This window comes from Plantactinospora soyae, assembly GCF_014874095.1.
In the GTDB taxonomy this organism is placed as follows: domain Bacteria; phylum Actinomycetota; class Actinomycetes; order Mycobacteriales; family Micromonosporaceae; genus Plantactinospora; species Plantactinospora soyae.
The window spans coordinates 6,593,094-6,619,949 of the sequence record NZ_JADBEB010000001.1 but is presented as its reverse complement, the minus strand read 5'-3'; the positions used below and the strand labels follow the sequence as shown (position 1 = coordinate 6,619,949).

The 26,856-nt window shown below is 71.9% G+C and carries 26 protein-coding genes; 7 read left to right on the top strand and 19 right to left on the bottom strand.

Annotated features, from left to right (window positions below):
• Window positions 1-33 precede the first annotated feature (33 nt).
• A complete protein-coding gene (locus H4W31_RS28815) occupies window positions 34-1,371 on the top strand; it encodes an MFS transporter (protein ID WP_192769500.1) in 1,338 nt (445 codons plus the stop codon).
• Here the strand turns inward: H4W31_RS28815 and H4W31_RS28810 are convergent.
• The 4 genes from H4W31_RS28810 to H4W31_RS28795 form a co-directional block, all read right to left on the bottom strand.
• The gene (locus H4W31_RS28810) at window positions 1,361-1,654 is read right to left on the bottom strand and encodes a DUF6510 family protein (RefSeq protein WP_192772468.1); all 294 of its coding nucleotides are present in this window, start codon (window positions 1,652-1,654) and stop codon (window positions 1,361-1,363) included. The genes H4W31_RS28815 and H4W31_RS28810 overlap by 11 nt on opposite strands.
• Window positions 1,655-1,794: 140 nt before the next feature.
• Window positions 1,795-2,559 carry a ferredoxin reductase gene (locus H4W31_RS28805; RefSeq protein ID WP_192769499.1) on the bottom strand — a complete coding sequence of 255 codons (765 nt, stop codon included), beginning with the start codon at window positions 2,557-2,559 and terminating at the stop codon, window positions 1,795-1,797.
• On the bottom strand, window positions 2,529-3,119 hold the full coding sequence (locus tag H4W31_RS28800) for a molybdopterin-dependent oxidoreductase (protein WP_318783754.1): 591 nt from the start codon (window positions 3,117-3,119) through the stop codon (window positions 2,529-2,531). The genes H4W31_RS28805 and H4W31_RS28800 overlap by 31 nt, the downstream gene beginning before the upstream one ends.
• A 58-nt stretch (window positions 3,120-3,177) precedes the next feature.
• Complete coding sequence (locus H4W31_RS28795) at window positions 3,178-5,055, bottom strand: glycosyltransferase family 2 protein (protein WP_192769497.1); 1,878 nt, start codon at window positions 5,053-5,055, stop codon at window positions 3,178-3,180.
• 162 nt (window positions 5,056-5,217) lie between these two features.
• Here H4W31_RS28795 and H4W31_RS28790 point away from each other — a divergent pair, with 162 nt between their 5' ends.
• On the top strand, window positions 5,218-6,393 hold the full coding sequence (locus H4W31_RS28790) for a CaiB/BaiF CoA transferase family protein (protein WP_192769496.1): 1,176 nt from the start codon (window positions 5,218-5,220) through the stop codon (window positions 6,391-6,393).
• 34 nt (window positions 6,394-6,427) lie between these two features.
• On the opposite strand, the gene H4W31_RS28785 is transcribed toward H4W31_RS28790, so the two are convergent.
• The gene (locus H4W31_RS28785; RefSeq protein ID WP_192769495.1) at window positions 6,428-7,582 is read right to left on the bottom strand and encodes an alkaline phosphatase PhoX; all 1,155 of its coding nucleotides are present in this window, start codon (window positions 7,580-7,582) and stop codon (window positions 6,428-6,430) included.
• Between the two features lie 35 nt (window positions 7,583-7,617).
• On the bottom strand, window positions 7,618-8,571 hold the full coding sequence (locus tag H4W31_RS28780) for a sulfotransferase domain-containing protein (protein WP_192769494.1): 954 nt from the start codon (window positions 8,569-8,571) through the stop codon (window positions 7,618-7,620).
• 161 nt (window positions 8,572-8,732) lie between these two features.
• On the opposite strand from H4W31_RS28780, the gene H4W31_RS28775 reads away from it, so the two are divergent.
• Window positions 8,733-9,005 carry a DUF2795 domain-containing protein gene (locus H4W31_RS28775; RefSeq protein ID WP_192769493.1) on the top strand — a complete coding sequence of 91 codons (273 nt, stop codon included), beginning with the start codon at window positions 8,733-8,735 and terminating at the stop codon, window positions 9,003-9,005.
• Between the two features lie 33 nt (window positions 9,006-9,038).
• Window positions 9,039-9,707 carry a DUF1345 domain-containing protein gene (locus H4W31_RS28770; protein WP_318783459.1) on the top strand — a complete coding sequence of 223 codons (669 nt, stop codon included), beginning with the start codon at window positions 9,039-9,041 and terminating at the stop codon, window positions 9,705-9,707.
• 245 nt (window positions 9,708-9,952) lie between these two features.
• Here the strand turns inward: H4W31_RS28770 and H4W31_RS28765 are convergent, their stop codons facing one another.
• Together H4W31_RS28765 and H4W31_RS28760 are read right to left on the bottom strand one after the other, a co-directional pair.
• Window positions 9,953-10,618 (bottom strand): hypothetical protein, encoded by a 666-nt coding sequence (locus H4W31_RS28765; RefSeq protein WP_192769492.1) that lies wholly within the window; start codon window positions 10,616-10,618, stop codon window positions 9,953-9,955.
• A 91-nt stretch (window positions 10,619-10,709) separates the two neighbouring features.
• Window positions 10,710-11,690: a pirin family protein gene (locus tag H4W31_RS28760; RefSeq protein WP_318783458.1), complete on the bottom strand. Its 981-nt coding sequence runs from the start codon at window positions 11,688-11,690 to the stop codon at window positions 10,710-10,712.
• 191 nt (window positions 11,691-11,881) lie between these two features.
• Between H4W31_RS28760 and H4W31_RS28755 the strand changes: the two genes are divergently transcribed.
• Window positions 11,882-12,838, top strand: a complete 957-nt coding sequence (locus H4W31_RS28755; RefSeq protein WP_192769491.1) for a zinc-binding dehydrogenase — start codon at window positions 11,882-11,884, stop codon at window positions 12,836-12,838.
• Window positions 12,839-12,969: 131 nt separating this feature from the next.
• Here the strand turns inward: H4W31_RS28755 and H4W31_RS28750 are convergent, their stop codons facing one another.
• The 4 genes from H4W31_RS28750 to H4W31_RS28735 form a co-directional block, all read right to left on the bottom strand.
• Complete coding sequence (locus H4W31_RS28750; protein WP_192769490.1) at window positions 12,970-13,599, bottom strand: hypothetical protein; 630 nt, start codon at window positions 13,597-13,599, stop codon at window positions 12,970-12,972.
• Between the two features lie 68 nt (window positions 13,600-13,667).
• Complete coding sequence (locus H4W31_RS28745) at window positions 13,668-15,452, bottom strand: DUF4012 domain-containing protein (RefSeq protein ID WP_318783457.1); 1,785 nt, start codon at window positions 15,450-15,452, stop codon at window positions 13,668-13,670.
• A 193-nt stretch (window positions 15,453-15,645) separates the two neighbouring features.
• Window positions 15,646-16,890 carry a glycosyltransferase family 4 protein gene (locus H4W31_RS28740; RefSeq protein ID WP_192769489.1) on the bottom strand — a complete coding sequence of 415 codons (1,245 nt, stop codon included), beginning with the start codon at window positions 16,888-16,890 and terminating at the stop codon, window positions 15,646-15,648.
• A 36-nt stretch (window positions 16,891-16,926) separates the two neighbouring features.
• Entirely contained in the window at window positions 16,927-18,402 is a 1,476-nt protein-coding gene (locus H4W31_RS28735; RefSeq protein ID WP_192769488.1) for a polysaccharide biosynthesis tyrosine autokinase, read from the bottom strand.
• 311 nt (window positions 18,403-18,713) lie between these two features.
• Here H4W31_RS28735 and nhaA point away from each other — a divergent pair, with 311 nt between their 5' ends.
• Window positions 18,714-20,060 (top strand): Na+/H+ antiporter NhaA, encoded by a 1,347-nt coding sequence (gene nhaA / locus H4W31_RS28730; protein WP_192769487.1) that lies wholly within the window; start codon window positions 18,714-18,716, stop codon window positions 20,058-20,060.
• 17 nt (window positions 20,061-20,077) lie between these two features.
• Here the strand turns inward: nhaA and H4W31_RS28725 are convergent, their stop codons facing one another.
• From H4W31_RS28725 to H4W31_RS28715, 3 genes are all read right to left on the bottom strand, one after another.
• A complete protein-coding gene (locus H4W31_RS28725) occupies window positions 20,078-20,296 on the bottom strand; it encodes a hypothetical protein (RefSeq protein WP_192769486.1) in 219 nt (72 codons plus the stop codon).
• A 94-nt stretch (window positions 20,297-20,390) separates the two neighbouring features.
• A complete protein-coding gene (locus H4W31_RS28720; RefSeq protein WP_192769485.1) occupies window positions 20,391-20,978 on the bottom strand; it encodes a TMEM165/GDT1 family protein in 588 nt (195 codons plus the stop codon).
• A 225-nt stretch (window positions 20,979-21,203) separates the two neighbouring features.
• On the bottom strand, window positions 21,204-21,794 hold the full coding sequence (locus H4W31_RS28715) for a TetR/AcrR family transcriptional regulator (protein ID WP_192769484.1): 591 nt from the start codon (window positions 21,792-21,794) through the stop codon (window positions 21,204-21,206).
• Window positions 21,795-21,873: 79 nt separating this feature from the next.
• Between H4W31_RS28715 and H4W31_RS28710 the strand changes: the two genes are divergently transcribed.
• On the top strand, window positions 21,874-22,290 hold the full coding sequence (locus H4W31_RS28710; protein WP_192769483.1) for a VOC family protein: 417 nt from the start codon (window positions 21,874-21,876) through the stop codon (window positions 22,288-22,290).
• 77 nt (window positions 22,291-22,367) lie between these two features.
• Here the strand turns inward: H4W31_RS28710 and egtD are convergent, their stop codons facing one another.
• The 4 genes from egtD to H4W31_RS28690 form a co-directional block, all read right to left on the bottom strand.
• Entirely contained in the window at window positions 22,368-23,333 is a 966-nt protein-coding gene (gene egtD / locus H4W31_RS28705) for an L-histidine N(alpha)-methyltransferase (protein ID WP_192769482.1), read from the bottom strand.
• 75 nt (window positions 23,334-23,408) lie between these two features.
• Entirely contained in the window at window positions 23,409-24,206 is a 798-nt protein-coding gene (egtC, locus tag H4W31_RS28700; protein WP_192769481.1) for an ergothioneine biosynthesis protein EgtC, read from the bottom strand.
• A 37-nt stretch (window positions 24,207-24,243) separates the two neighbouring features.
• Entirely contained in the window at window positions 24,244-25,578 is a 1,335-nt protein-coding gene (gene egtB / locus H4W31_RS28695; protein ID WP_192769480.1) for an ergothioneine biosynthesis protein EgtB, read from the bottom strand.
• Window positions 25,575-26,804 (bottom strand): glutamate-cysteine ligase family protein, encoded by a 1,230-nt coding sequence (locus tag H4W31_RS28690; protein WP_192772464.1) that lies wholly within the window; start codon window positions 26,802-26,804, stop codon window positions 25,575-25,577. The genes egtB and H4W31_RS28690 overlap by 4 nt, the downstream gene beginning before the upstream one ends.
• Between the last annotated feature and the right edge of the window lie 52 nt (window positions 26,805-26,856).

Sequence of the window (26,856 nt, the reverse complement as noted above, 5' to 3'; positions counted from 1 at the left end):
GTGTTCCTGCCCGGCCCACCGGCGGTGGTACCGATGACCGCCGCCGCCACGCCGAACCAGTCCGTACCCGAAGAATCCGCCCCTGACCGTCCTATCTCCGAGCGGCCGGTGCCCCGGCTCGGTCGGGAGTTCGGCAAGCTCTGGTCCGCCAGCGCGATCTCCAACATCGGCGACGGAGTCACGGCGGTGGCCGGCCCGCTCCTGGTCGCCTCGCTGACCGACGATCCGGCCCTGATCGCCGGGGCGGCGTTCGTCCAACAACTGCCCTGGCTGCTGTTCTCGCTGCCCGGCGGGGCGTTGGTGGACCGGCTCGACCGCCGCAGGGTGATGATCGCGGTCGACCTCGGCCGGGCCGTCGTGCTCGGCACCCTCGCCTGCCTCGCGCTGGCCGGGGTCGTCACCGTACCGACCGTGTACGTGGCCTTCTTCCTGCTCGGCGTCGCCGAGACCCTCGCCGACACCGCCGCCGTGTCGGTGCTGCCCAACATCGTGCCCGAGCAACGCCTGGAGCAGGCGTACGGCTGGTTGCAGGCGACCTTCGTGGTGGGCAACCAGTTCATCGCCAAACCCTTCGGCGCGTACCTCTTCGTGGTGGCGGTGGCGTCGCCGTTCGGGCTCAACGCGGTCACCTTCGTGGTCGCCGCGTTGCTGCTCACCGCGTTGCGTTGGCGGCCCACTCCGGCCGAGAAGCCGGACGCGGGCCGGCGGGCTGATCGAAGCCTGGCCGCGGAGATCGCTGTCGGCCTTCGGGCCATGTGGGAGTCGGCCGTGCTGCGGATGCTGGCCGTCTGCCTCTGTCTGATGAACGTGGTGTTCTGTGCCGCGTTCGCGGTCTTCGTCCTCTACTGCCGGCAGCGGCTCGGGCTGGACGAGATCGGTTTCGGCGTACTGCTGACCAGTTCCGCCGTCGGCGGACTGCTCGGCGCCTGGCTCAGTCCCCGACTACGGAGGAGATTCGGGACACCGGCACTGTTACGGGCGGGCCTGATCGTCGAGATCACCACCCACACGGTGCTGGCGGCGACCCGCGAACCGTGGCTGGCGGGCACGATCATGGCACTGTTCGGCGTGCACACCATGGTCTGGGGCGCGCTGGTGATGTCGTTGCGGGCCCGACTCGTACCCGATGAGCTGCGTGGCCGGGTGAACAGCGTCTACTCGCTGCTCGACCTCGGCGGCGCCGCGATCGGTACGCTGCTCGGTGGAATCCTGGCGGCCGGAACCGACAGCCTCACGGTGCCGTTCTGGACAGCGGCGGTGGCGACGACGCTACTGCTCCTGGGCTTCTGGCGGCGGCTCGGCGCGACCGGCAGATTCGACGGCACCGGGCCGGCGTTCGACGGCACCGGGCCGGCGGAGGCTACATCGTGACCGGCCCCGGTGTCGTGAACGACTCCGCCGGCATCGGGATCTGCAGGAAGGTCGCACCGCGCAGGTCCAACCATGCGCTGTTCGGCGTACGCACCAGCCGGAGCATGACCTCGGTGCAGGACGGGCAGCGGGCGACCACGCCAGGTGCGTTCGAGTAGACCCGCAACGCGGCCACCGGGCCGGTCTGTCCACATGAGGCACACCGGCCGGTGGCCGTGGTCAGGTCCACCGCGAACACCTCCTGCAACGGGCCGGCCAGCATGTTGCCGTCCACGTAGTCCATCCTCGGCTGCTCCGGATACAACTGCTCGGTCACGTCGTCTCCTCGCTGCGCTCGTCATCGCCATGACCCCGCCAACTGAGCTGCCCGGTTCCCTCGCTCCGCTCGGTCACGTCCACTCCTCGCTGCGCTCGTCGGCGCCGTCAGGCCCCGGTGGGACCGAACCGCTCGGTCTTGACCCGGCGGGGCTCGTGACCGAGCGCGACCAGGATGTCGGAGACGGCCTCCACGAACCCGGTCGGGCCGCAGACGAAGTTCGTCGGTTCGAGCTGGGGCGGCCAGCCGTGGGTGTTCAGGTCGGCGACCGCGATCCGGTGTGCCCGGGCGGGCGAACTCTCCGGCACCTCCCGGGTGTAGACGTAGGCCACGTCGAGCCCCTGGTCGTCCCGGACCCGGCGGCGCAGTTCGTCGGCGAAGTAGATGTCGCGCTCGCTCCGGACCGAGTAGATCAGCCGGAACGGCACCCGGCTCCCGGCGGCCCGCCGGGCCCGGATCATGGCCATCAGCGGCGCGATGCCCGAGCCGCCCCCGACCAGCAGCACCGGTGCGGGTTCGGTCATCCGCCAGATGAAATAGCCACCGACCGGACCCCGGACCTCGATCTGGTCGCCGACCGACAGGCCCTCGATCAGGTACGGCGAGACCTCTCCGTCGGGCACCCGCTGGACGGTCACCTCGATCCGCTCGCCGTCGGCCGGGGCGGAGACCGAGTAGCTGCGGGCCGCCTGGTAGCCGTCCTCGGCGGTCAGCCGCAGGTCGACGTGCTGGCCGGGCAGGTGCCCCGGCCAGTCGGGAACCTCCAGCACCAGCGTGCAGGCGGTGGCCGTCTCCTCCCGGCGCTCGACCAGGCGGGCGACCCACCAGCCGGCCCGCTTGGTCAGTCTCCCTGGTATCGCTGTTCGCGCCATGGGTCACCGTAGTCGTGATAGCCGGCGGTCTCCCAGAAACCGGGCTCGTCGGTCAGGCCGAGGCGGATGCCCCGCACCCACTTCGCGGATTTCCAGAAGTACAGGTGGGGCACCAGTAGCCGGGCCGGGCCGCCGTGTTCGGCCGGCAGGTCGGCGCCGTCGTACTGGTGGACGATCCAGGCCTGCCCGTCCCGCAGGTCGTCCAGGGGCAGGTTGGTGGTGTAGCCGCCGTACGAGTGCACCAGGGCGTAGTCGGCGGCGGTGTCGACACCGTCCAGCAGGGTGTCGATGGAGACGCCGCGCCAGTTCGTGCCCAGCTTCGACCAGTGGGTCACGCAATGGATGTCCACCATCGGCGTCTCGGTGGGCAGCGCCCACATCTCGTCCCAGGACCAGCGGGACTCGGCACCCGTCTCGGTGCTGAGCACGAACTCCCAGTCCGTCAGCGACACCCGTGGGGTGGGGCCGGCGGAGAGCACCGGAAAGTCCTCGGTGAGGTACTGCCCGGGCGGCAGGTTCGGCTCGGCCGCTCGACGCCGACCCTGGAAGCCTGGAGACACGATGCCCACCCGCTAGTCCTACCACCTCGCCGGGGATCGCAGGCGACAACCTCGAATCTCAGGGGGCGGTTTCGCCGAGCACCTCGGCCGGCAGACCGGTCCAGCGGGCGTACGCGCTGTCGAGGAAGTACGGCTGGCCGGGGTCCCAGGTGTGTCCGGCCGCCCGCCGGTGGTAGACGTAGCCGAGCGGATGCGTCCGGTAGATCACCCCGCCGTCCCGGCGTACCCGGTCGAGCAGTCCGAAGTCGACGGATCGGGGCACCGGACGCCAGCCGCCGACCGACTCGAGATCCCCCTTGGCGATCAACATCGTGCCGCCGGCCACCACCTCGCCGTCGCTCTCGGCCGCGCCCGACGGTCGACGGATGGTGATGCCCAGCGTTTCCAGGTGCACGAACTCGGACCCCTTGCCCACCAGGGTCGCGCCGGAGTAGTGCCGGGCCAGTACCAGGTCCCAGACGTGTTCGGTGCCGTAGCTGTCGTCGTCGTCGAACTTGGTGACCAGGCTCCCCCGGGCCCGTCCGGTCGCGGCGCCCAGCGCCTCACCGAAGCTGGCGGTGCCGGGCACCTGGACGATCTCGTACGGCCGCCCGCACCGGGCCAGCGTGGCGCGGAGTGGTTCCGGCAGTTCGACGCCGTGCAGGCAGAGGATGATCTCCAGCTCCGGATACGTCTGCTCGGCGATCATCCGGAGCGCCGCCGGCAGCCGCTCCGGACGCCGGGTGGCCAGCAGCACGCTCACCGACGGGAAGACGGGAAGCTGGGGAAAGACCGCCGAGGTGAGCCCCGGCAGCGCGAACGCGGTGGCGTGGCCGCGCAGGGCGGCCCGCCGCTGTCGTACGCTGCGCGCCTCCCGGGCCAGCGGCCCGGTCTCGGTCACCGTACCGGCCAGCAGGGTCCGCAGTTCCGGGACGATGAGGTCGGCCACCCGGTCCGGCAGGGTCGGGGCGGACACCAGTGCCCCGGTCATCGCCACCTGGACCAGCAGCGCCGCCACCTCCACCGCCGCGCTGTCGGGGACGTCCGGGCAGTCGACCACGCCGACCTGGCGCAGCATGGCCAGCACCGGGGCGGTCACCCCGGGCCCGTCGAGCGGCTGCGGCCGGGTTGCGGCCCCGGTCCGGCGCCACCCCGGCGCCGGGCCGAAGTCCAGCCGTACCCGGGGGGCGTCCGGCTGGTAGCAACCGGCCCGGCGGCCCCGCGGATTGATCCGCCGCGCGTCCACCAGCACGGCCGGGCCACCGGCCAGGCGCGGTCCGTGCCGGCTCGTCTCCCAGTTCACCGCGTACGCCGCCGCGCCGGACGCCGAGCCCGACGTGCCGGACGCCCGCAGCACCACGTCGTGGGCCCGGATCTCCGGGCTGTCCGGCAGCGCGCCCCGGGTCACCGAGGCGGCCGGCTGGGTCGGCAGGTACGCCGGCAGGGTGTCCTGGCCGGTCAGGTTCGGACCGGCCGGCGCGGGCAGCGGCCGACCCGGCGCCAGCGTGTGGAGCACCGCAGCCAGCACATCGCGGAACTGTGCCGGTCGGGAGAGCCGGACGGTGACCGTGGCGACGCCCCGCCCCCGACCGGGCAACGACACCCGGTGCCCGCGAAGGTGCTCCAGCGGCCCCATCCCGCCGGACCAGCCCCGCCGGGGCGCCCGCCAGTACGCCACCACGATCGTGGCCGAGCTGGTCGCCGCCAGCGACACGGGCAGGGCCAACAGGTCGCGTAGCCGGTCCAGCGAGCCGGCGACGACCAGCATCCGCCGTACGACGGGGATCCGGAGCACCCGCAGCCCGACCAGGCGGCCGAGCCGTTCGGCGCGGGTGGGCGGCGGGGCGCCGACCAGCCGCCAGTACCGCAGCCGCGCCGGCCGCCCGTCCTGGCCGGTACCGGTACGGCCTGCGGCATCGTGACCGGTGCTCCGGTGGCCCACCTCGCCCGTACGCATAGCGGTCGGTCCGTTCTCTCCCGCCACGACGAGCGGCGCCTGGGCCGACGATAAGCCCTGTTGACCGCCCTGGTCGGCAAGCGCGCGGACGACGCGCGCCAACCCCGCGAGGCAGGAAGATCACCGCTCGACCGGCGGCCGGCACTGTCCTATCGTGCACGGATGACCGCACCCCGACCGGCGGCCCCGGGGGGCCCACTGCACGGCGTCCGGATCGTCGAACTCGCCGGCATCGGGCCGGGCCCGTTCGCGGCGATGGTCCTGGCCGACCTGGGTGCCGACGTGGTCCGGGTCGACCGGGTCGCGGAGGTCCGACCGGAACGGTTCGGCACGCCCCATCCCGACCTGCTGAACCGGGGACGGCGGTCGCTGGCCGTCGACCTCAAGACGGCCGCCGGCCGGGAGGTGGTACGCGACCTGGTCCGCGCCGCCGACGTACTCGTCGAGGGGTTCCGGCCGGGCGTGACGGAGCGACTCGGCCTGGGACCGGAGGACTGCCTCGCGGTGAACCCCCGGCTGGTGTACGGCCGGATGACCGGCTGGGGGCAGGACGGCCCGAACGCCCCGTACGCCGGGCACGACATCGACTACCTGGCGCTGACCGGCGTGCTGCACGGCATCGGTCGGGCCGACGGGCCACCCGTACCGCCGATGAACCTGGTCGGCGACTTCGGTGGCGGTGGAATGCTGCTGGCACTCGGCGTGGTCTGCGCACTGTTCGACGTCCGGGGCGGCGGAACCGGGCAGGTGGTGGACGCCGCCATGGTGGACGGAGTGGCGCTGCTCTCCACGATGATCCACTCCCTGCGCGGGATGGGGATGTGGCAGGACTCCCGCGGCGTCAACATGTTCGACGGCGGCGCCCCGTTCTACGACACCTACGAGTGCGCCGACGGGAAGTACCTGGCGGTCGGCGCCGTGGAGCCGCAGTTCTACGCCGAACTGGTCCGACGCACCGGATTTCCGCTGGCCCCGGACGAGGCGCTCGACCGTACCGACCCCGCGAACTGGCCGGCGCTGCGCCAGGCGTGGGCGCGGCTGTTCCGGACCCGGAGCCGGGACGACTGGGCCGGCCTGCTGGAGCACACCGACGCCTGCGTGGTTCCGGTGCTCGACTGGCGGGAGGCACCCCGGCATCCGCACCTCGCCGCCCGGGGTGTGTTCGTCACCCACGCCGGGGCCGAGCAGCCGGCCCCGGCACCCCGGTTCAGCCGTACCCCCGGGGCGATCCGCCGGCCGCCGCCGCATCCCGGCGAGCACACCGACGAAGTGCTGGCCGAACTCGGTCTCGACGCCGACCGGATCGGGCGACTTCGGGGCGACGGCGCCGTCGCCTGATCCCCCGTCGCCCGACCCCCGCCGTTTGTCGAGGTCAGGACCGGAACGGGCCGCGCACCTCGTAGGTGATGCCGCCGGACGACGATCCACTGCTCCCCCGCTGCGAGGAGAAGTAGAGCCGGGTGCCGTCGGGCGAGAAGGCCGGCCCGGTGATCTCCGAACCACTGTGGCCGGCAATCCGCAGGAACGGCGCGACCACGTCGTCCGGCGTGATGATGTTGATCTCCAGGTTGCCGCCGTCCTCGGCGACGAAGAGGTCCCCGCCGCGCGAACCGGTGATGTTGTCCACCCCGGTCAGCGGCGGGGTGCCGGAGATCAGCGAGTCGTCGTACGCCAGCGCGATCCGTTGGTTCACCGCGTCGTACGCCCAGACCCGGTTGTCCCCCTTCGTGGTGAACCAGCAGACGCCGTCGGCGTAGTAACAGCCCTCGCCACCGTTGAAGCGCTTGGCGCCGGAGACCTGGTTTCGGGTGGGAGTCGGGCTGCCGTCCGGATCGGGCACCCGGGCCCAGCTCACCGGTCCGCTGGTCGCCGAGCCCGCGACCAGCACCTCCAACGTTCCACTGCCGAGCTCGCCCCAGGAGGTCGGCCGGAAGCGGTAGAGGCAGCCGTCGGTCTCGTCCTCGGTCAGGTAGACGACCCGCCGGACCGGATCCGCGGCGGCGGCCTCGTGCTTGAAACGCCCCATCGCCGGCCGCCGGACCGCCGTGGTGCCGCCCAGCGGGTACGTCTCGTAGACGTACCCACGGCTGGTCTCCTCGCAGGATAGCCAGGTACCCCACGGGGTGGCCCCGCCGGCACAGTTCACGTTGGTGTCACTGAGGATCCGGTACGCCGACGCGATGCTCCCGTCGGCGTTGAACCGCACCGCGGACGCGCCGCCGGTGCCGGAGATCTCCGAGTTCGAGACGTACACCCAGCCGCTGCCGGCGGTGAAACAGGCGCCGCCGTCCGGCGCGTCGTGCCAGAGGTAGGTCGTGCCGCCGACCCGCTGTCGGGACCGGGCGATCACCCGAGAGGTGAATCCGGAGGGCAGTTGCAGGCCGTTGCCGTCGGCCGCCCGCAGCGACCCGTACGGGCCACCGCCCGGCTGGGCCGGATCGGCGAAGGCCGCCGACCAGAGGCTACCGGCGAACGCGGTGCCGCCACCGCCCACCACCGCGACACGCAAAAGGGTACGTCGATCCATCGGAGACCTCCACGCCGTCGTGAATGTCGATGAACCTAATTCGGCCCGGTGACCAGCCGTATCGACGCAGATGAACGGTGGGCGTCCGCCGTCGGACCATCGTCGTGGTGCAGCCACCGCACCAGGTCCGGCGCTCCCAGCCCGGCCACCCGGCGTCGGTAGTGGGCCACCTCGTCGGCGTCGAGCACCTCCCGCCCGGCCCCCGAACTGCCCCGCCGGAAGAAGGCCGACCGGTCCTTGAGCACCCCGGTCCGGTCCGGCACCAGCCGGGTCGCCCTGGCCCGCATCCGCGCGAAGGTGGCCGCCTCGACCAGATCGGGCCAGCGCCGCTCCGGCACCCCGATCTCGAGCCGCTCCGCGATCCGGCGCATCTCGCCCGGCAGATCGGTGACCAGGTCGCCGTAGTGCACGAGCAGCACGTTCGGCTCGGCGCGTCGGGCCCAGGCATCGGAGAGGTGCCACAGCACCCCGGGCAGCGAGTCGAGCGCGTCGGCCGGCGCGACGTCCCGATCGATCCAGGAGAGCAGCCACTCGCGCAGCGGGGGCCGGGGCCGTACGGGCCCGTCGGAGGTGGTTCGGCCGGTCAGTTGCCGGATGCGTTCCCGGTCGAGGTTGTCGACCTGGTGGTAGAGCGACACCGCCATGTCCAGCGGGTCCCGGGCGACCACGATGTAGTCGACCCGGGTGTCGAGCGGGATCCCGTCGAGCGGGGTGTGCGTCTTGATGAACCGGCGGTGCGGCTGCGCGGCCAGCCGGGCGAACAGCTCGTCCCGGGGTTCGACGAGCCAGTCGAGCCACGGCGACAGGTCGGCCAGCGGCGCCGGCAGGTCCGGGTCCTGGAACACCAGCAGGGCGCAGATCATCTGCATCCAGGTGGTGCCGCTCTTGGAGCGGGTGCTGATCACCACGTCCCCCGGGCGGTGGGGGAACCCGGCCCAGCGGGCGCTGTCCTCGTCATCTGACCGGTAACGGACGGGATCGGAAGGCATCCGGACGAGGTTAGTCCCGCCGTCACGGCCCGGCGAGGCGATTATCCCGCGAGCCGGGCCGGAGCCACCGGGGATCCGGGTCCCGAGGCAGGCGTGAGTGTCCCCGCAACGGGTATCCGGCCGGCCGGTGGACTCAGACAACCGGCGAGGAGCGGGATCTCATGGTGACCAACGCGGACGTACTGCGGTACCTGGAGTCGATGGACTTCCCGGCCCCCAAGGAGGACATCGTCCGGGAGGCCGAACGCGCGGGAGCGCCGCGCGAGGTGCTCCAGGCGCTGCGCGGAATGCCGCCGGTGGACTATCACAACACCGAGGAGGTGGCCCGGTCGGCCGCGACCGACCTGGCCCCGGACGCCAGTCCCGCGGAGCTGGCGGCGAAGGCGCGCAACCGTACCCATCAGCGGGTCGCCCGGCACATGCGTCAGCTCTGACGGCAAGCCCTCGGACACGGCCCCGGTGATCCGGTGAGTTCCCAGGGCGGGCAGCCACGCCGGCCCCGGCGCGAGCCGCCCAGGGCCTCCGTCCAGGCGGCCGTCTTCACCACCATCGGGGTGCTGGTCGGTGTCCCGGTGACGCTGCTGCTCTCGCCGGTGCTGGGACCACTGATCGGCTGGGACGCGGCGGCAGTCACCTACCTGGTCTGGGCCTGGCGGGTGCTGTGGCCCCGGACCTGGCAGGAGACGGCGGCACTGGCCGTACGGGAGGACCCGAGCCGCCCCGTCCGGGACGCGGTGCTGCTGACCGCTGGCCTGGCCAGCCTGCTGGCGATCGGCATCCTGCTCGCCACCGACCAGTCGGTACGGGGTCTCGACCAGGACGTGCACATCGGACTGGGCATCGTCAGCGTGCTGCTGTCCTGGACGGTGGTGCACACGGTCTTCACCGCCCGGTACGCCGTGCTCTACTACACCGGCGACGACGGGGGCATCATGTTCCACGAGACGGAGCCGCCCCGGTACACCGACTTCGCGTACCTGTCGTTCACGATCGGGATGACCTTCCAGGTCGCCGACACCGCTCTCACCTCGAAGCCGATGCGGGCGGAGGTGCTGCGGCACGCGCTGCTGTCGTACCTCTTCGGCGCGGTCATCATCGCGGCGACCATCAACCTGTTGGCCGGACTGGCCGCGTAGTCACTGCCGGACGGAACCGAGGCACCGGACGAGGCGCCCCATTCGCGGTTGGACGCGAACCGGGCGCCACGTCCGACATTGCCCCGACCCGGTCGACGCGTCCGAACCGGACACGGACCGTTGCCGGGCAGCGGCTGCCAGCCCGAACCGGGCGAGCAAGCGCCGCTGACCTATCTTATGATCTGGGATTGGCCGACCGGTCAGAATTCGCGAAAACTGTGCGCGAAAGCACGCTGTTTCGCCACTCAACGGGCGATTTCGTCGTATGTGTTCTCCACTTCGATCCTGGCCAGGGCACCCACCAACCAGGCCAGTTTCTCGGATTCCCCACCACCGGCGAGTACCGCCAGGTCGGCTGCCGTCCGTCCGAGACCGAGCTTCCGCGCCGCGATCAGGGCGTCCCGGTCGGCGACCGGCGGTGTCTCCGACCACAACGCCTGGACCTCACGCAGGAACAGCTCGACGACCTCGGCGTCCACTCCGGGTAGTTCGCGGAGCATGGTCCGCTCCCGGGCCGGCGCGTACCGGGCCCCGGCCCGCAGGCGTCGCAGATCGCCCTGGTAACGCTCGACGAGCGCCACCGCGAGGTCACCCAGGGTGTCGGCGAGCCGGTCCGCGTCACCGCGCCGGCCGTGGTCGCGGAGCAACCCGGCCCGTGCCTCCGGTTGGGACCGGGCCATCCGGGCCGGACTTCCCCACCCCTGGCTCCGCAGCGCCAACACCGGCTCCACCGCCCGGCGGACGTCCGGGCTCCGCCGCAACAGGATCGACAGGCAGAGCACCTGGAAGAGGCTCGCCGGGTTGTTGGTCACCTGGAGTCCGTACTCCTCGGCGAAGCCCCGGCTCCGCCCCACCAGCCGGCGGACGAGCCGCTTGCGCTCCTCGACGCTCGTCGTCGCAGTAGTCGCCATGCCGGGCGACTACCCGCGACGGGTCGGACCAAAGCTGTCCGGCTCCGGAGGTTTCGCCGGGCCGACACTCAACCGACGGTGCGGCCGATGCTCAGCCGACGGTGCGGCCGTGCCGATCGCGACTCTTCAGCCGGGTCGTCGGCATCTCCGGCGCCGGCAGCGGATCCGCGTCGTCGCCCCGCACCCGGCCGAACCGGGCACCGCCGGCCATCCAGTCCGCCCGCGCCTCGGTGATCTCCTCGTGCGACCGTCCGACGAAGTTCCACCACATCACCAGCGACTCGTCGAACGGCTCGCCGCCGAGCAGCATCAGCCGGGTCGGACCGGCGGCCCGGACCGTCAGCTCCCGACGGCCGATCCCGAGGTAGAGCAGCGAGCCCGGGCTCAGCACGACGTCGGCGACCTCGGCGGCTCCGGACATCACCAGCACCCCGTGCTCGAATCCGGCTTCCAGCGGCAGCCGGGCCTCGCCGCCGTCCGGTAGCCAGAGCTGCGCGCCGAGCAGCGGCGAGTGCACCACCGCCGGGGACCGGACCCCACCGAACTCCCCGACCAGTACGGTCACCGAGTGGTTCGGCTCGGCCAGCACCGGCAGGTCCGGGTGGTGGGCGAAGCCCGGCGGGTCCGAACGGGCGGCGTCGGGCAGCGCCACCCAGAGCTGCAACCCGTGCAGAGTGGGCGGATGGTCGGGTGGCGAGTACTCCGAGTGCGCGATCCCGTGCCCGGACGTCATCACGTTGAGCTGACCGGGCCGGATGAGCTGGTCGCTACCGAGACTGTCCAGGTGCCGGATCTCGCCGTGCACCAGCCAGGTGACGGTCTGTAGTCCGGTGTGTGGATGAGGACCGATGCCCATTCCGGGACGGTTGGCGACGTTGTCCGGACCGAAGTGGTCGACGAAACACCAGGCGCCGACGGTACGGAGCTGTCGCTGCGGCAGCAGGCGACGCACCGTGGTGTACCGGCCCAGCGGTACGTCGTGGCCCGGCAGCAGCACGTTGGTCGGCTCGGCGACCGCCGCCGCCGTACCCGGTCGCAGGGTCTGTCCCGGCATCGGCTCCGCAGTACTCACCCGGCCGAGCCTACGCCGCCGTCCCGGGCGCCTGACCAGGACCGGCGACCGGCACCGGCCATCCCGGCGGCGGGGCGGAGAGCCCCGACCCCCGCAAGGATCCGGAGTTCACCGTGCCGAACGGTTGACCTCGACCGAGGTTCAGGTTGTTGACTTGCCCCGGACGTGCCACCGGGCCGGAAGGGGCTGACATGCACGCGGTGTGGTTGACGGAGTTCGGCGGGCCGGAGGTGCTCGTCGCGACCGAGCGCCCCGATCCGGTGGCCGGCCCGGGGCAGGTCGTGGTCGACGTCGAGTTCGCCAACATCACCTTCGTGGAGACCCAGCTCCGCGCCGGTGGCGGCATCCCGTACAGGCCGGAGCTGCCGGTGATCCCGGGCAACGGCGTCGGTGGTCGGATCGCCTCGGTCGGTCCGGGCGCCGATCCGACGTTGGTCGGCCGGCGGGTGATCAGCGGCACCGGGGGTTCGGGGGGCTATGCCGAGCGCGCGGTGGTGAACATTGAGGACCTGATCGAGGTGCCGGACGGGCTGCCGCTGGACAGCGCGGTGGCGCTGCTGGCCGACGGCCGTACCGCGATCCTGCTGATCGGGGCGGCCCGGATCCGCGAAGGTGAACGGATCCTGGTCGAGGCTGCGGCGGGCGGCGTGGGCAGTCTGCTGGTCCAGCTCGGCAAGGCGGCCGGCGCCACGGTTGTCGCGGCGACCGGGGGCGGCCGTAAGAGCGAACTGGCCCGCGAACTGGGCGCCGACGTGGCGGTCGACTACCGGGCTCCGGACTGGACGGACCGGGTACGCGACGCCGCCGGCACGGTCGACGTCGTGTTCGACGGTGTCGGCGGCGCGGTGGGGCGGTCGGCGTTCGAGTTGCTCGGCCGGAACGGCCGGATGGTCAGTTTCGGTCTGGCCAGTGGGGCGTGGACGGACATCCCGGAGGAGGTCGCGAGGCAACGGGGGGCGACCATCGTCCGGGTTCCCCGGGCCGACCCGGCCGAGCTACGGAAGTTCACCCGGGCCGCGCTGGCCGAGGCGCTGGCCGGTCGGCTACGCCCGGTCATCGGGCAGCGGGTTCCGCTGGCGCGGGCGGCGGAGGCGCACGCCGCCATCGAGTCGCGGGCCACGGTGGGCAAGACACTGCTCACGATCTGACCGCTCCGGGCCCACGAGCTGCGAGGTCTGGAAAAGCCGGACGCGCCTGCCGGACGAGCGAACTCGTCCGGCAGGCGCGTCGTCCACGAACCGGGTGACCGGCGACGTCGTCGACCGGTCGGAGGCGGAGGTCAGCCGACCGAGGTCAACTGCCGCGACCGTCCGGTACGACGGCTCCGGCTCCGCCAGACCACGGCCACCAGTACGAGCAGCGCACCGGCGATCAGCAGCATGGTGCCGACCGCGATCTGTGATCCGGTCTCGCTACCGGTGACCGGCAGCGGTGGCTGCGCCAAGACGATGGTGACCGTGGTGCTGGCCACCCGTCCGGTGGTGAGGCCGGTTCCGGTGATGGTCAGCGTGCCCGTACGGTTGAACCGGAGCCGGACCGAGAACTCACCGGTCACGTTGGCCCGTACCGTGAGTCCACTGCGCGGATCGGTGTGCACCGGCGCCGCCTGGCGCGCGACCGGCAGCATGGCGCCGACACCGCCGGTGTCCGCCGCCGGCTGGGCGCCCAGGGCGATCGGCCCGAACGCGAAGTCGAGCCGGACGAGTTCGTTTCCGCCGTAGCCGCGGCCGAACACGGTGAACGCCGTCCCGGCGACCACCGTCGGATCGCTGACGGTCAGCGACGGTGGCACCGGCGGGTAGGGCGGTTGCGGTAGTGGTTGGGCCGCCGCGGGCATCCCCGCGATGGCGAACGCGCCCACCGTGGCGAGCGTCGCCACGGCCGAGCCGATGATGCGGGATAGCCGCATGATGGTTCCTCTCTACTGTTCGCATGCCGTTCACATCGGAGCGGATGACGTTCTTCTGATGCGGCGATCTACTGATCACACGCGGGTGCGGGACTGATGCGGGTGGTCCATGGCGTCGGGCCCGGGGTCAGCCACAACTCCGCCGCGCCGCTGGCCTTCTCCTGGGTGAGCAGGCTGACCTCCAGCACGCGGGTACGTCCGGGTTTGATGTCGACGGCGAGTACGCCGACCCGGCGCCCCCGCTCCATGCCGCCGCCCACCGGTTCCGGCTTGCCGTCCAACCGGGCACCGAGCGGCGATCCGCGCAGCGGGCTGAACACGTAGACCAGGACCCTCATCGTGTAGGGATCACCGGACATCGCCAGGCCCCGGACCGACTCGCTGAGCCCGGAGGAGGGCGTGGTCGAGCGCAGGGTGAGGCGCAGATGGATCTCGCGGCGGCCGTCGGGTCGACAGTCGCCGACGGTCAGGTCGGCAGCGCCCTTGAGGTAGTAGCCGAGCTTGGCACCGCTGCCGTCGTTGAGGAACACGCCGACGTTGTTGACCGTCTCCCGGTCCGGGAGCACACCGGCCAGCCGGCTGTCGACGAGTTCCCGCTGCTCGGCCGCGTGGGCACTCCAGAACAGGATTCGGCGCTCGGCCACGGCCGTGCCGAGGGCCTCCGCCACGGCCCGCGGGTTGACCGCGCGGTTCAGCAACGCGTTGAAGACCGCCTTGGCCGACGCGGCGAAGTAGTCGTCCTGCTCGGCCGGCGCGTCGAGTCGGCGGTAGGTGTCCGAGAGGAGGGTCCGGACCACCGTGGGCGCGGTGAGGGTCGGATGCCCCGGCACCGGTACCGGGCCGACGGCTCGGAGCAGGTACGACAGCGCCACCGGATCGGTGGCGAGCACACCGTCGACGGCGCCGCCGCCGGCTCGCCGGTACATCTCCCGGAAGAGCGTGGCCGCCGTCGGGAAGTGCGGAGTGAGGTTCACGTCCGCGGGGTAGATCCCGAGCAGGTCGGTGTAGAGCGCCCGCTGTTCCCGGGACAGCGGCAGCACCGGCCGCTCGAAGCTCCTCAGTTCGCTGGCCGCTCCCTGCTTGACGATCTTCACCCGGCCGGCGCTGGCCTGGATGACGGCGTAGGCGCCGAAGATCCCACCGGTCGCGCGGGGCTCGGCGAGGTTCTGGAAGACCGCCAGATACGTCCTGGTCCCGCTGCCGCCGAGCAGCACCGGCAGCAGGGCGCCGCTGCGCCGTACGGCGGAGGTGAGGGTGACCAGCCGATCCAGTTCGGTACGCAGCAGCCGTACCGCCTCCTGGACCGCGGGCTGGAGCCCGTCGGTCGGTACGGTCCGGATCTGCTCCCGTACCTCCTGCGCGGCGGTGTCCGCCTGGCTGACGGCGGGCATCGCGGCCCGCAGTGCGGCCAGGTCCAGCCGCCCGGTGCTGGGCAGCAGCGTGCTCAGGTCGAGCTCCACCAGCGGCGGGAACGCCCGGCGGGCGAGTTCGTCGACGCCCACCGCGAGGGCCCGTACGGCGGACAGGGTCGAGCCGCCGTACGGGGTGTTTCCGGCCGCCCGCCAGCCCAGATCGCCGGTACGGGACCGGGCCGCCGCCGTCTGCTGTTGCAGCGCGGCGAGGGTCCGGCGGGCCTGGACGGTCTCGCCGTCGAGTACCTGCTGGCTCAGCTCGCGGGCCAGGCTCGCCGCGTTGTCCAGGTTCCCCCTCGCCTGCCAACCGCGCAGCCCCAGCCAACCACCGACGAGGCCGAGGAGGCAGACGACCACGAGTGCGGTGAGCAGGGCCCGACGCAGGTTGCGTCGGAACGCCCGACGGCTCGTCCGCCGTCGTGTCGGGGAAACATCCCCCACTGCCACCACCACTCTCGACTAATTGGAACGAATAAGACAGAATGTCGTTTGTGTCCTATATCTCTATAGCACGCCTAGCAGCCCGTTGTAGGGATTTCAAGGCCTCTTAGGGTTCTTTTATGCATTTACAGTGAGAAACACTCATAAAACGCCCGGATTGGCCCGGCAGTCGTTCCCGGCCGCCGGGCCCCGGTTACCGCCGGCGCCGGCTCGCCGCCGCCTCGGCCAACATCTGCTCCATCTGGTCGACCCCGGTCCGCAGCGACATCTGGGCCAGGTAGCTGTCCCTCGCCCGCTGCGCCATCTCCGCCCGCGCCGTACCGGGGATCACCGCGGCCAGAGCGAACCGGTCCGCCAGGGCCTGCCAGTCCTCGGCCGGACAGGAGAGGCCGGCACGGGCCCGTTCCACCAGGTCGACCGTGTCGCCTCCGGCGGACGCGACGACCGGCGCTCCGGCCGACAGCGCGGCCTGCAACTTGGCCGGCACGGCCCCGTGCAACGCCGGCAGATCCCGCAACAGCACGAGCTGGTACTCGGCGGCGGCGTACAGGTCGGCCATCTCGGCCGGCGGGTGCCAACCGAGGAACCGGACGTTGGTCGCGCCGAGTTCCTCGGCGAGCTGCCGGCTCTGCCGCTCCTCCGGGCCGGAACCGACCAGCACCAGGTCCAGGTCCACCCTCCCGTTGACCGCCGCCGCCGCCCGGACAGCCGTGTCGACCCGCTGGAACGGACCCATGGTGCCGGCGTGCATCACGGTGGTGTGACCACGGTGCCCGATCGCACGGCGGCCCGCCGGAGTGGTCCCGATCGGCCGGAACAGCCGCTCGTCGGTCCAGTTGAGCACCACCCGCACCTTGTCCGGATGGGCTCCCCGCTCGATCACCACGTCGCGCATCGACGGCGCGATGACCGCGATTCCGGCCGCCGATCGGTAGATGCCGCGCATCGTGCGGGTCAGCAGCCCGTGCATCATCCGCCCGCCCTCGGGTCGGCCCTCGACAGCCGGCTCGGTCACCGCCTCCGGCCAGACGTCCTGAACGTGCACCACGGCCGGAACCCGGCGCAGCAACCGGAGCAGCGCCGCCGCCGCGTAGGCGCCGGCCGGCGGGAAGTAGACGTAGAGCGCGTCGACCCCGGCCAGATAGCCGGGCGCGGCCAGCGCACTGGTCATCGCGTACGAGAGCTGCCGGGCTGCCCGCCGCGCCGGGCTGCCGTCGTGGCTGGCGTACATCGGCACCCGCCGGATGGTCACCCCGCCCTCGTCGGTCTGGTCCCGCCAGCGTTGCCGGTACCCCGGATAGATCCGTCCGGTCGGATAGTTCGGAAACCCGGTGAGTACCCGGACCTCGTGCCCACGGGCGGCCAGTTCCTCAGCCAGACACCCCGGTATGAAGGCCGGCTCCGGCGGAAACCAGTACGAGATAACTCCGATCTTCATGTCCCATCCCCCGATCACCCGACAGTCGGCGCCACGTCATCGCGGCACCCGGCTGAGTTCCGCGGTGTCCTCCGGTACCCGGACACCGTTGTTGCGCGGGGGGAGCCGCGTGGGGTCGGTGATCTCGATCTGCTCGCCGTGCGCCAGAGGAGGCTTCTCGACCGGCGTGCCCTTCTGGTACGCCCGGTACTGCTCGACGTCGATCTGGTTTTCCTTCGACATGTTCAGCACGCAGCCCAGCACCCGGGCCGCCACCGCGTGCAACGCCTGGGCGGCGGCGGCGGTCTGCGCGCTCGGGGTCTTCCCCTGGCGGGTGACCAGCAGTGCGCCGTCGGCCTGCACCGCGACCACCACCCCGTCGGTGAACGCCAGCAGAGGCGGGGTGTCGATGATGACGATGTCGGTCAGTTCGCGCAGCGAGAGCAGCAGGTCCGCCATGGCCTTCGAACCGAGCAGTTCGCTCGGATTCGGCGGAACCGAGCCGCCCGGCAGCACCAGCAGCGACCTGTCCCCCCACGGCTGCAACACGTCCTCCACCGCGACCTCGCCGATCAACACGTCGGTCAGACCGGCTCCGGAGCCGAGACCGAGATAGTTCGCCACCCGGGGGTGTCGCAGGTCGGCGTCGACCAGCAGCACCTGCCAGCCCGCCTCCGCCAGCGTGATCGCCAGGTTGCAGGCCAGCGTGGACTTGCCCTCCGCCTGGACGGCGCTGGTTACCGCGATGACCCGGGCCGGCTCCTGGGCGTCCACGAACCGGAGATTCGTCCGCAGTTTCCGCATCGCCTCGGCCCGGGCCGACTGCCCGGCGGCGCCGACGATCAAGGGACTCGACCGGGCCTGTCCGTCGTAGGGGATGGTGCCGAGCAACGGCGCCGAGGTCGCCTCCTGGAGCGCCTCGCCGTCCCGGAACGTGGTGTCGGTCAGCCCGCGCAGCACCGAGAGCCCGACACCGAGGACGAGCCCGAACACTCCGGCGAGGACGAGATTGCGGACCGGTCTGGGTGAGACGGGTTCGGCGTCGACCCGTGGACCGCCGACGACCTCGATCTTGATCGGCGCGTCCTTGGCGCCCGGCGGCGTCTCGATGGTGTGCACAAGCGTGACGAAATGCGCGGCGACCGCCTCGGTCAGGCGCAACGCCCGGGCCTGGTCGGTGTCGGTGACGGTGGCGGACAGCAGGACGGTGTCCGCCTCCACCCGCGCGGCGATCCGGGTCCGCACCTCATCTGCGGTCAGTCCGATCTGCTCCTCCCCCGCGATCGTCTGCGCCAACCGGTCACTGGTCAGCAGGTCGACGTACGACTTGACCCGCTGTTGGAGGAAGAGACCGCCCTGGTACGCATCGGACATTCCCTGGCCGGGTGAGGTGACGAAGAAGGTCACCGAGGAGGCGTACTGGGGCGTCGCCCGGACCGTGACGAGTCCGGTCACCCCCAGCGCGACCATGATGGTCGCGAGTACCACCCACCAGCGTTGGCGCAGCGCGCGCAGGTAGCTGTGCAGATCCATCAGGCCAGGCCTCCCGTCTCAGCACCAAACCGATCTCGGGGTGCTAAAGACCTCTAGTGATCACAAAAAATGCAACAGTATGAAAAGTGCACACTTGTCACTCGACAGTTCCTACCGAATGTAGATGATTGAGCGCCCTCAGTAGTCGCACTCGGCGCAACACGACGCGACAAGTACCAGAGGTGGCGGCCGGGTCGATAACTCTGCGCCCGGCAACAGTCGGTGGATCCCGGTAAGGTGATCACCAGGTGCGCCGGGAAGTCTGGTCGGCAGGTTGATCAACACTGCCCAGATCGAGGTGACCACGCCGGATGACCGATCACCAGCGCCCCGCTTCGCCGCCCGGTGCCGTACGGCGGTTCTTCCAGCGCGGCTCCTGGCCCGAGGCCAGATTCGTCGCCGACGTGCTGCGTGCCGAGACCGTCGGCGGGGGGCTGCTGCTGCTCGGCGCGGTGATCGCACTCGGCTGGGCCAACTCGCCCTGGGCCGACAGCTACCTCGCCCTCGGCCGGTACGTCCCCTGGGCGGCCGGCGAGGACCTGCACCTGGATCTCAGTCTCGCCGAATGGGCCGCCGACGGCCTGCTGGCGATCTTCTTCTTCGTGGTCGGCCTCGAACTCAAACGCGAATTCGTCGTCGGGGACCTGCGTGATCCGCGTCGCGCCGTGGTGCCGGTACTGGCCGCGCTGGGCGGAATGGCGCTGCCCGCGCTGGTCTACGTCTCGGTGACGGCGATCTCCGGAGGCGGGGCGTACGCCGGCTGGGCGATCCCGATGGCCACCGACATCGCGTTCGCGTTGGCCGTACTCGCCGTCATCGGCTCCCACCTACCGCACGGGCTGCGCGCCTTCCTGCTCACCCTGGCGGTGGTCGACGACCTGATCGCGATCCTGGTGATCGCGCTGTTCTACACGGACCAGTTCAGCCTGCCGCCGCTGCTCGGCGCGCTCGCCACGATCGGCGTCTTCGGGCTGCTGGTGCAGCGACGCCTGACCCGGTGGTGGGTTCTGCTGCCGCTCGGCGTACTGAGCTGGGTGCTGATGCACGCCTCCGGGGTGCACGCGACCGTCGCCGGTGTGCTGCTCGGCTTCACGGTTCCGGTGCTGACCCGTCCGGGCGAGCGCCGCCGGCTGGCCGAACACCTCGCGCACCGCTGGCGCCCGGTCTCGGCCGGGTTCGCGGTGCCGGTCTTCGCGTTCTTCGCCGCCGGGGTCGCGCTGCGCGGCACCGACCTGGGCGGTCTGATCCGCGAACCGATCGTGCTCGCCGTGGCCGCCGGGTTGATCGTCGGCAAGACGCTCGGCATCTTCGGTGCCACCTACCTGCTGTCCCGATTCACCCGGGCCGAGCTGGACGAGAACATCGGCTGGCCCGACCTGTTCGGCGTCGCGCTGCTCGCCGGAATCGGGTTCACGGTCTCGTTGCTGATCGGTGAACTCGCCTTCGGTGCCGGCGGCGAGCAGGACCGGTTCGTCAAGGCCGCCGTACTGGCCGGGTCGCTGACCTCGGCCGTACTGGCGTCGCTGGTGCTGACCCTGCGGAACGCGAAGTATCGGCGGCTCTCCGAGGAGGAGAGCCGGGACGAGGACGCCGACGGGGTGCCGGACGTCTACCAGCGGCCGGATCCCGACGACCGGCGCCCCGGGACGGCGAACTGAGCTCCCGCCGCCCCGGCCTAGCGGGGCCGGGGCGGCGCCGGGTCGTCGTCGTCCGCGTTCTCGTAGTGGTCCGAGTCGGCGAGTGCCTCCTGGAACTCGCGGGACAGATCCGAGCCCGGCACCGCGGTCTCCTCCGCCTCCTCCGCGACCGCGTCCCGCTTGTGCGGCGGCTCCGGCTCGGGGAGGGCGACCTCGCCGGCGAATCCGTACTCGTTCGGCTCATCGTGCCTGGTCATGCGGTGATCCTCCGTTCCAGCCACGAGCCGGGTCCGCCGACCCGTCGGCCACCGGAACGGCTACCCGCAAGCTGCCGTTGCACACCGGATCGGGTCAGGCCAGTTGCCGGATCCCGTCCAGCAGCAGCCACAGGCCGCAGATCGCGAACAGCGCGCTGGCGCCGTACCGGATGGCCTTTTCCGGCATTCGACGGCCGAGTGCCCGACCGACGCCGATGGCCAGCGCGTCCGCGGCGACCATGCCGAGGGTGGAGCCCAGCCAGGTGCCGAACCAGCCGTGCTGGGTGGCCAGGGTGATCGTGGCGAGCATCGTCTTGTCGCCGAGTTCGGCCAGGAAGAAGGCGATCGAGACGGCGATGATCGCGGACCTGGTGGTCCGCTCCGCCTTGCGTCGTTCCTCGTCGGTGAGTTTGTCCCCGCGCAGGGTCCAGGCTCCGAAGCCCAGGAACGCCAGCCCGGCGACCAGGGCGATCCAGCCCGTGGGCAGCGCCGCGCCCACTCCCACGCCGAGGGCCACCGAGGCCAGGTGCACCACCGAGGTCGCCACCGTGATGCCGATGATGACCGGTATCGCCTTGAACCGGGTGGCGAAGGTCAACGCCATCAGCTGCGATTTGTCGCCCAGTTCGGCGACGAAGATGACGCCGAAGCTGATCGCCAAGGCCGTGTTGAAATCCTCCATGACACCCTTCCCGGTCGTACCGGGCCGGGGGCATGGGCGACCTCGACCCGGCATCTCTGCCTGAGTCGAAGGTCTCGCCCGCCCCACCTGGGTGAGGCCGCGTGGCCGGGCGCGGAACGCGCCAGTGTGTCGACCACGACATTGGGAGCTACTCCCCTTCGCTGCGGACGACCCTACCTGATCAAGGTCGGGCCCGCCGGGACCTCCCCCGGACTGCGAGGGAGGTCACCGGACGCGCAGCGCCGTCAGCATCCGGTTCAGCGCGGCGAGGGTGTCCGCCATGTCCTGCGGGCGTCCCGACGCCGCCAGCCAGAGCGCCGCCTCGTTCATCGCCCCGGAGAGCAGCCTGGCCAGCGGCGCGCCCGGCTGCGGCGCGATGGCTCCGGCCTCGATCAGCGCGCCGAGCGCGTCGCTGAGGTGGCGGGCCGATCCGGCCTCGTCCAGGGCCCGCCACTGTGCCCAGCCCAGCACGGCGGGACCGTCGACGAGCATGATCCGCTGCACCTGGGGGTCGGTGCTGGCCGTGAGGAAGGCCTGGCAACCGGCGGTGAACTGGGTCCACGGATCGTCCTGGGCGTCGGCGGTCGCGGCGACGCGCCGGGCGACCTCCTCCTGCACCTGGGCCAGTACGGCGTGGAACAGCGCGGCCTTGCCGTCGAAGTGGTGGTAGAGGGCACCCTTGGTCACCCCGGCCGCCGCGACGATCTCCGAGAGCCCCACCGCGGCGTACCCCTGCGTCGCGAACAGGCGCCTGCCCTCGCGTACCAGCGTGCGTCGGGTCTGCTCCCGCTGCTGTTCCCGGCTCAGGTTCGGCATCGCACTCCGTCCGTTGACATACCCAGGGTACGTCAGTAGCTTACCTTTCACATACCGACGGTATGCGAAAGGAGCACTCATGGAGCTGACCAGCTTCTATCCGGTCATCTGCACCTCCCGACTGGCCGAGACCCGCGACTTCTACACCCGGCTACTGGGCTTCGAGACGACCTTCGAGGCCGACTGGTACGTCAGCCTGCGGCGCCCCGGCCCACCGACGTACGAACTCGCACTGCTCGACCACGAGCACCCGACACTGCCGGAGGCGTACCGCAGCCCGGTGCGGGGCCTGCTGCTCAACTTCGAGGTCGCCGACGTGGACGCGCAGTGGCGGCGCCTCGTCCTCGCCGAGGGGCTGCCGGCCGAGTTGGCGCTGCGCAGCGAGGACTTCGGGCAGCGCCACTTCATCGTCGCCGACCCCAACGGAGTGCTCATCGACGTGATCACCCCGATCCCGCCCACCGGCGCCTACGCGGAGCAGTACGTGACCGGATGACCGGAGGTCCCGGTGGCGGGCGCCGGGGTCCCCGTGGCCGGGATCCCGGTGACGGAACCTCGGCGACGGGGACCCTGTCAGACGGCCTGGCCGAGGGTCACCGCGAAGAGACCGTCGTCGTCGGTCCACCGGGCCTGGACGGCAAAGCCCGCTGCGGTCAGCTCCCGGTCCACGTCCGCCGGCCGGAACTTCGCCGAGACCTCGGTCCGCAGCTCCTCCCCTGCGGCGAAGGCGAGATCGAGGTCGAGCACGCGTACCCGCATCGGCCGCCGGGCCCGCAACCGCATCTCGATCCACCGCTGATCGGCGTCCCAGATCGCGACGTGATCGAACGCCGCCACGTCGAAGTTCGCGTCCAGCTCACGGTTGAGCACCCGCAACACGTTCCGGTTGAACTCGGCGGTCACCCCGGCCGCGTCGTCATAGGCCGGGACCAGCACCCCGGGATCCTTCACCAGGTCGGTGCCGAGCAGCAGCCAGTCGCCCCGTTCCAACGCCGCCCGCATCGCGGCCAGGAAGCTGGATCGCTCCGCCGGCAGGAGGTTGCCGATCGTGCCGCCGAGGAACGCCACCAGCCGCCGACCACCGGTGGGCAGCCGGTCCAGGTGCCGGGTGAAGTCGCCGACGATGCCCCGTACCCGCAGGCCCGGGTAGGCCGAGGCGATCTCGGCGGTCGACTGGCGCAGCGCGCTCACCGAGACGTCCAGCGGCACGAAGGTGCCCAGGCTGCCGTGCGCGGTCAGCGCGTCGAGCAGCAGGCGGGTCTTCTCCGACGAGCCCGAACCCAGCTCGATAAGGGTCTTCGCGTCGGTGAGCCGGGCGATCTCGGCGGCGTGCTCCGCCAGGACCGCCCGCTCGGCCCGGGTCGGGTAGTACTCGGGCAGCCGGGTGATCTGCTCGAACAACTCACTGCCCCGGGCGTCGTAGAACCACTTCGGCGGCAGCCATCTGGGTACGTCGGTGAGCCCGGCCCGGACGTCCGCCCGCAACGCTCGAGCCAGGTCCTCTTCCTCCAGGTAGATCTCCAACGGATCCGCGGTCACGCGTGCTCTCCCCTCCGGTCGACATCCGTCGCCGCTGCGATGGCGGCCCCTGCTCGGTGCGGTACGCGGGTGCGCTCAGGGGGCCGGCCCCGTCGATCCGGCGTCCCGGCTCCCCCGCCGCGTCGAACCGGTGCCCTCGATCGGGCGCAGGTCGACCCGACCGGCGGTGGCCAGCAGGAGAGTCCCGTCCGGAACGGGCCGCCAGCCGGGCTCGTCGTCCAACGGCTCGGAGCAGACCAGCACCGAACTGCCGGTGACCCGTGCCGACAACGCGTGCCCGGCCGCGGTGGCCACCAGCAGACGTCCGTCGGTGAGCAGCACGTTCAGCCGCGAGCCGGGCGCGGCGGCGGCGACCGTCCGGACGGTCTCGGCGACCGCCTCCGGCCCCGCCGCCCCGGTCCGCAGCCGGTGCCGCACCAGCGTCCAGAGCAGGGCCGCGTCGGTCGGGGCGTCCAGGGTGAGCAGGTCCCGGGTCGGCAACCGGGCGGCCAACTCCGCGACCGAGTCCGGCCAGCCACGGATCACCCCGTTCAGGCTGAACAGCCAGGGCCCCTCGGCGAAGGGCGCCGCCGCCGTCTCGACCACCGGCATCCCGACGGTCGCCGAGCGCACCGCCGCCAGGACCGCGCCGGAGACCGTCGACGCGGCCAGCGCCGGCAGGGTGAGGTCGGTCCAGATCGGATCGGCCCGGCGGTAGCGCACCGGTTCGGCGGCGGCGGCGTACCAGCCGACCCCGAACCCGTCGGCGTTGACCGTGCCCCCGCCGCGCATGTCGCGCGGTGCCCAGGACTGCCGGGCCAGCGAGTGCGGCGGGTCGAAGAGCAGTGCGCCGAGCGGCACGGGTGGGCCGAGGTAGGCCAGATGACGACACATCAGCCCTCCGCTGCCCGCTCGCGGCGGCCGGATCGGCTCACCCGACCTCGTCCGGTCGGGCGTACCGCGCGCAGCGGAAGCCACTGAAGATCTGCCGGCGGATCGGCAGGTCCCAGTTCCGGAAGGTGCTCCGGCAGGCCACCGGGTCGGTGCCGAAGGACCCGCCGCGCAGCACCCGGTGGTCCGGACCGAAGAAGACCTCGGAGTACTCCCGGTACGGAAACGCCGTGAACCCGGGGTAGCCCTGGAACGGACTCGACGTCCACTCCCAGACGTCACCGATCAACTGGTGTACGCCGAGCGGCGAGGCACCCGCCGGGTACGCCCCGACCGGCGCCGGCGCCAGGTGCCGCTGGCCGAGGTTGGCGTGCTCCGGCGTCGGGTCCTGGTCGCCCCAGGGGTACCGGCGGGACCGGCCGCTGACCGGGTCCCAGCGGGCCGCCTTCTCCCACTCGGCCTCGGTGGGCAGCCGCTTTCCGGCCCACGCCGCGTACGCCTCGGCCTCGTGGTAGCCGACGTGCACCACCGGTTCGTCCGGCACCAGCGGGGCAAACCGACCGAATCGCCGGTAGCCCCAGCCGGTACCGTCCCGGCGCCAGTGCATCGGCGCCGAGAGCCCCGCGGACGACCGGTGCCGCCACCCCGGCCCGCTCCACCAACGCGGCTCGGTGTAGCCACCGTCGGCGACGAAGGCCAGGTACTCCGCGTTGGTCACCGGTGCCGCGTCCAGCACGTACGCCGGCAGGTCCACCAGATGGCCGGGGCGCTCGTTGTCCAGCGCCCACGGATCGGTCGAGCTGCCCATCACGAACGGCCCGGCCGGGATCAGCACCTCCCCGGTCACCGGTACGGCGGCGGCCGGCGGCGGGGGCGCGGAGAGCACCGGCGGCCCGGTGCGGAGCTGGTGGGTGGCGAGCATCGTCTCGTCGTGCTGCTGCTCGTGCTGGGCGATCATGCCGAACGCGAATCCGTCGGCGACCAGCCGGCGCCCGTCGAACCGGATGCCGTCGAGCAGGTCGAACACCTTGTCCCGGACCGTCGCCACGTAGGTCCGGGCCTCCCCCGGGCCCAGCAGCGGCAGCGCCGGCCGGTCCTTGCGGGGGTGCTTGAACGCGTCGTACAGCTCGTCGATGTCGTGCCGTACGGGCTCCCGGCCACCGACGTCGCGGACCAGCCACAACTCCTCCTGGTTGCCGACGTGGGCGAGGTCCCAGACCAGTGGGGACATGATCGGCGAGTGCTGCCGCACCAGATCGTCGTCGTCGACGGCCTCGGTGAGCAGGATGCTGCGGTCGCGGGCCCGGCCGAGCACGGCGGCGATCCGGTCCCGCAACACCTCCGGCGGCTGACTCTGCTGGCGCAGGTCGGTCATGACGGTCCTCCCCGCGCGACGGCGAGCCGCCGCGCCACTATCCGGGCGATTTCCTCGCAGGTCGACGGCGGCAGGCCGGTCCGGTCCAGTGCCCGGAGAGCCAGGTCCAGCACGGTCCCGGCGGCCCGGGCCAGCTCCGGGTCACGCAGCCCGGACCGGGCCGCCTCGGTCCACCGGCCGGCCACCGGTTCAGATGCCTCCAGGGCCGCGGACCGGGTCCGGTGGGTGCCGAGTAGGGCGGTGAGCACCCCGACCGGGGCGATCCACTCCCCCGCCGGTTGGGCGTCGAGATAGCGGATCTCCAGATAGCCGCGCGGACGTACCGGTGGGAACAGGGTGCTGAGGTGGTAGTCGAGGTCGTCGGTGCTCGGCCGCTGGGGCAGGGCTCCGGCGATCCAGTCGGCGAAGGTGATCCCGGGTGGAACGCTCCAGTCGGTGCCGTCCCGGCGTACGCAGAGCAGCGGCGCCGCCAGCGCGTAACCGACCCAGGCGGCGACCGGATCGGCCGTACCGGCGTCCGGGATCCAGGCCGGCCGGGTCCGGGCCGGGTCGATCCGGTGCCAGGCGGCCATCCGGGCGGACGCCCGGCCGGTGTCCCGACCGGCGTGCCGCCGGGCGGTGGCGAAGACGGCGAGCAACGCGGGCCCGACCGCGTGGGCCGTGGCCCAGCGCTCCGGGTACTGGTCGGCCGTACCGGCGTCGAGGCAGACCTGGAGCCCGGCGGTGCTGTACATCATCGTCCGGCCGGCGTTCCCGAGCCGGTCGAAGGCGCAGCGCATCGCGCGGTATCTGGGGGTGTCGACCACCGGGGCCGGCGCGCGGTACGGATCGATGCCGGTGCCGCCGAGAACCAGCCCGGCGGCGCCGAGCAGGCTGTCGAGGTGGGCGATGTCCGAGGTGGTGCTCTCGTGCAGTTCGCCGAGCGAGCGACGCGGGGCGGTGGATATCTCCACCTGACCCCCGGGCTCGACGCTGACCGTGCCGGAACTGGGCAACGGTGCGGCGGGACTGTCCGGATCGAGGGTGGGCGGTGCGTGGGGTCCGAGGGCGTTCCGAAGCCGGTCCGGCTCGATCGGCCGGCTCGGCGAGGCTGCGTCGTGAACGGTCCATTCCAGCTCTACGCCGTGCAGCCGGGGTGGTCCGGTCTTGAAGCAGATCTTCGCGATGTATCCCGCGGCATCATCCACGGCGTGCAAAATCGTGCCGCTGTCCAGGTCCGACGACATCACCTGGGAAGCCTCCCTCCGCCACGATCGTTGTGCCTTACCCGGTTTTCCG

Excerpts from the sequence above, each read along its gene's own strand:
- H4W31_RS28810 (WP_192772468.1), bottom strand. The coding sequence starts at position 1,654 with ATGGACTACGTGGACGGCAACATGCTGGCCGGCCCGTTGCAGGAGGTG.
- egtB (WP_192769480.1), bottom strand. The coding sequence starts at position 25,578 with ATGACCGACCTGCGCCAGCAGAGTCAGCCGCCGGAGGTGTTGCGGGAC.
- H4W31_RS28780 (WP_192769494.1), bottom strand. The coding sequence starts at position 8,571 with ATGCCTTCCGATCCCGTCCGTTACCGGTCAGATGACGAGGACAGCGCC.
- H4W31_RS28795 (WP_192769497.1), bottom strand. The coding sequence starts at position 5,055 with ATGCGTACGGGCGAGGTGGGCCACCGGAGCACCGGTCACGATGCCGCA.
- H4W31_RS28815 (WP_192769500.1), top strand. The coding sequence starts at position 34 with ATGACCGCCGCCGCCACGCCGAACCAGTCCGTACCCGAAGAATCCGCC.
- H4W31_RS28740 (WP_192769489.1), bottom strand. The coding sequence starts at position 16,890 with ATGAAGATCGGAGTTATCTCGTACTGGTTTCCGCCGGAGCCGGCCTTC.
- nhaA (WP_192769487.1), top strand. The coding sequence starts at position 18,714 with ATGACCGATCACCAGCGCCCCGCTTCGCCGCCCGGTGCCGTACGGCGG.
- H4W31_RS28785 (WP_192769495.1), bottom strand. The coding sequence starts at position 7,582 with ATGGATCGACGTACCCTTTTGCGTGTCGCGGTGGTGGGCGGTGGCGGC.
- H4W31_RS28755 (WP_192769491.1), top strand. The coding sequence starts at position 11,882 with ATGCACGCGGTGTGGTTGACGGAGTTCGGCGGGCCGGAGGTGCTCGTC.
- H4W31_RS28725 (WP_192769486.1), bottom strand. The coding sequence starts at position 20,296 with ATGACCAGGCACGATGAGCCGAACGAGTACGGATTCGCCGGCGAGGTC.
- H4W31_RS28790 (WP_192769496.1), top strand. The coding sequence starts at position 5,218 with ATGACCGCACCCCGACCGGCGGCCCCGGGGGGCCCACTGCACGGCGTC.
- H4W31_RS28735 (WP_192769488.1), bottom strand. The coding sequence starts at position 18,402 with ATGGATCTGCACAGCTACCTGCGCGCGCTGCGCCAACGCTGGTGGGTG.
- H4W31_RS28690 (WP_192772464.1), bottom strand. The coding sequence starts at position 26,804 with ATGTCGTCGGACCTGGACAGCGGCACGATTTTGCACGCCGTGGATGAT.
- H4W31_RS28765 (WP_192769492.1), bottom strand. The coding sequence starts at position 10,618 with ATGGCGACTACTGCGACGACGAGCGTCGAGGAGCGCAAGCGGCTCGTC.
- egtC (WP_192769481.1), bottom strand. The coding sequence starts at position 24,206 with ATGTGTCGTCATCTGGCCTACCTCGGCCCACCCGTGCCGCTCGGCGCA.
- H4W31_RS28775 (WP_192769493.1), top strand. The coding sequence starts at position 8,733 with ATGGTGACCAACGCGGACGTACTGCGGTACCTGGAGTCGATGGACTTC.
- H4W31_RS28710 (WP_192769483.1), top strand. The coding sequence starts at position 21,874 with ATGGAGCTGACCAGCTTCTATCCGGTCATCTGCACCTCCCGACTGGCC.
- H4W31_RS28805 (WP_192769499.1), bottom strand. The coding sequence starts at position 2,559 with ATGGCGCGAACAGCGATACCAGGGAGACTGACCAAGCGGGCCGGCTGG.
- H4W31_RS28720 (WP_192769485.1), bottom strand. The coding sequence starts at position 20,978 with ATGGAGGATTTCAACACGGCCTTGGCGATCAGCTTCGGCGTCATCTTC.
- H4W31_RS28715 (WP_192769484.1), bottom strand. The coding sequence starts at position 21,794 with ATGCCGAACCTGAGCCGGGAACAGCAGCGGGAGCAGACCCGACGCACG.
- H4W31_RS28750 (WP_192769490.1), bottom strand. The coding sequence starts at position 13,599 with ATGCGGCTATCCCGCATCATCGGCTCGGCCGTGGCGACGCTCGCCACG.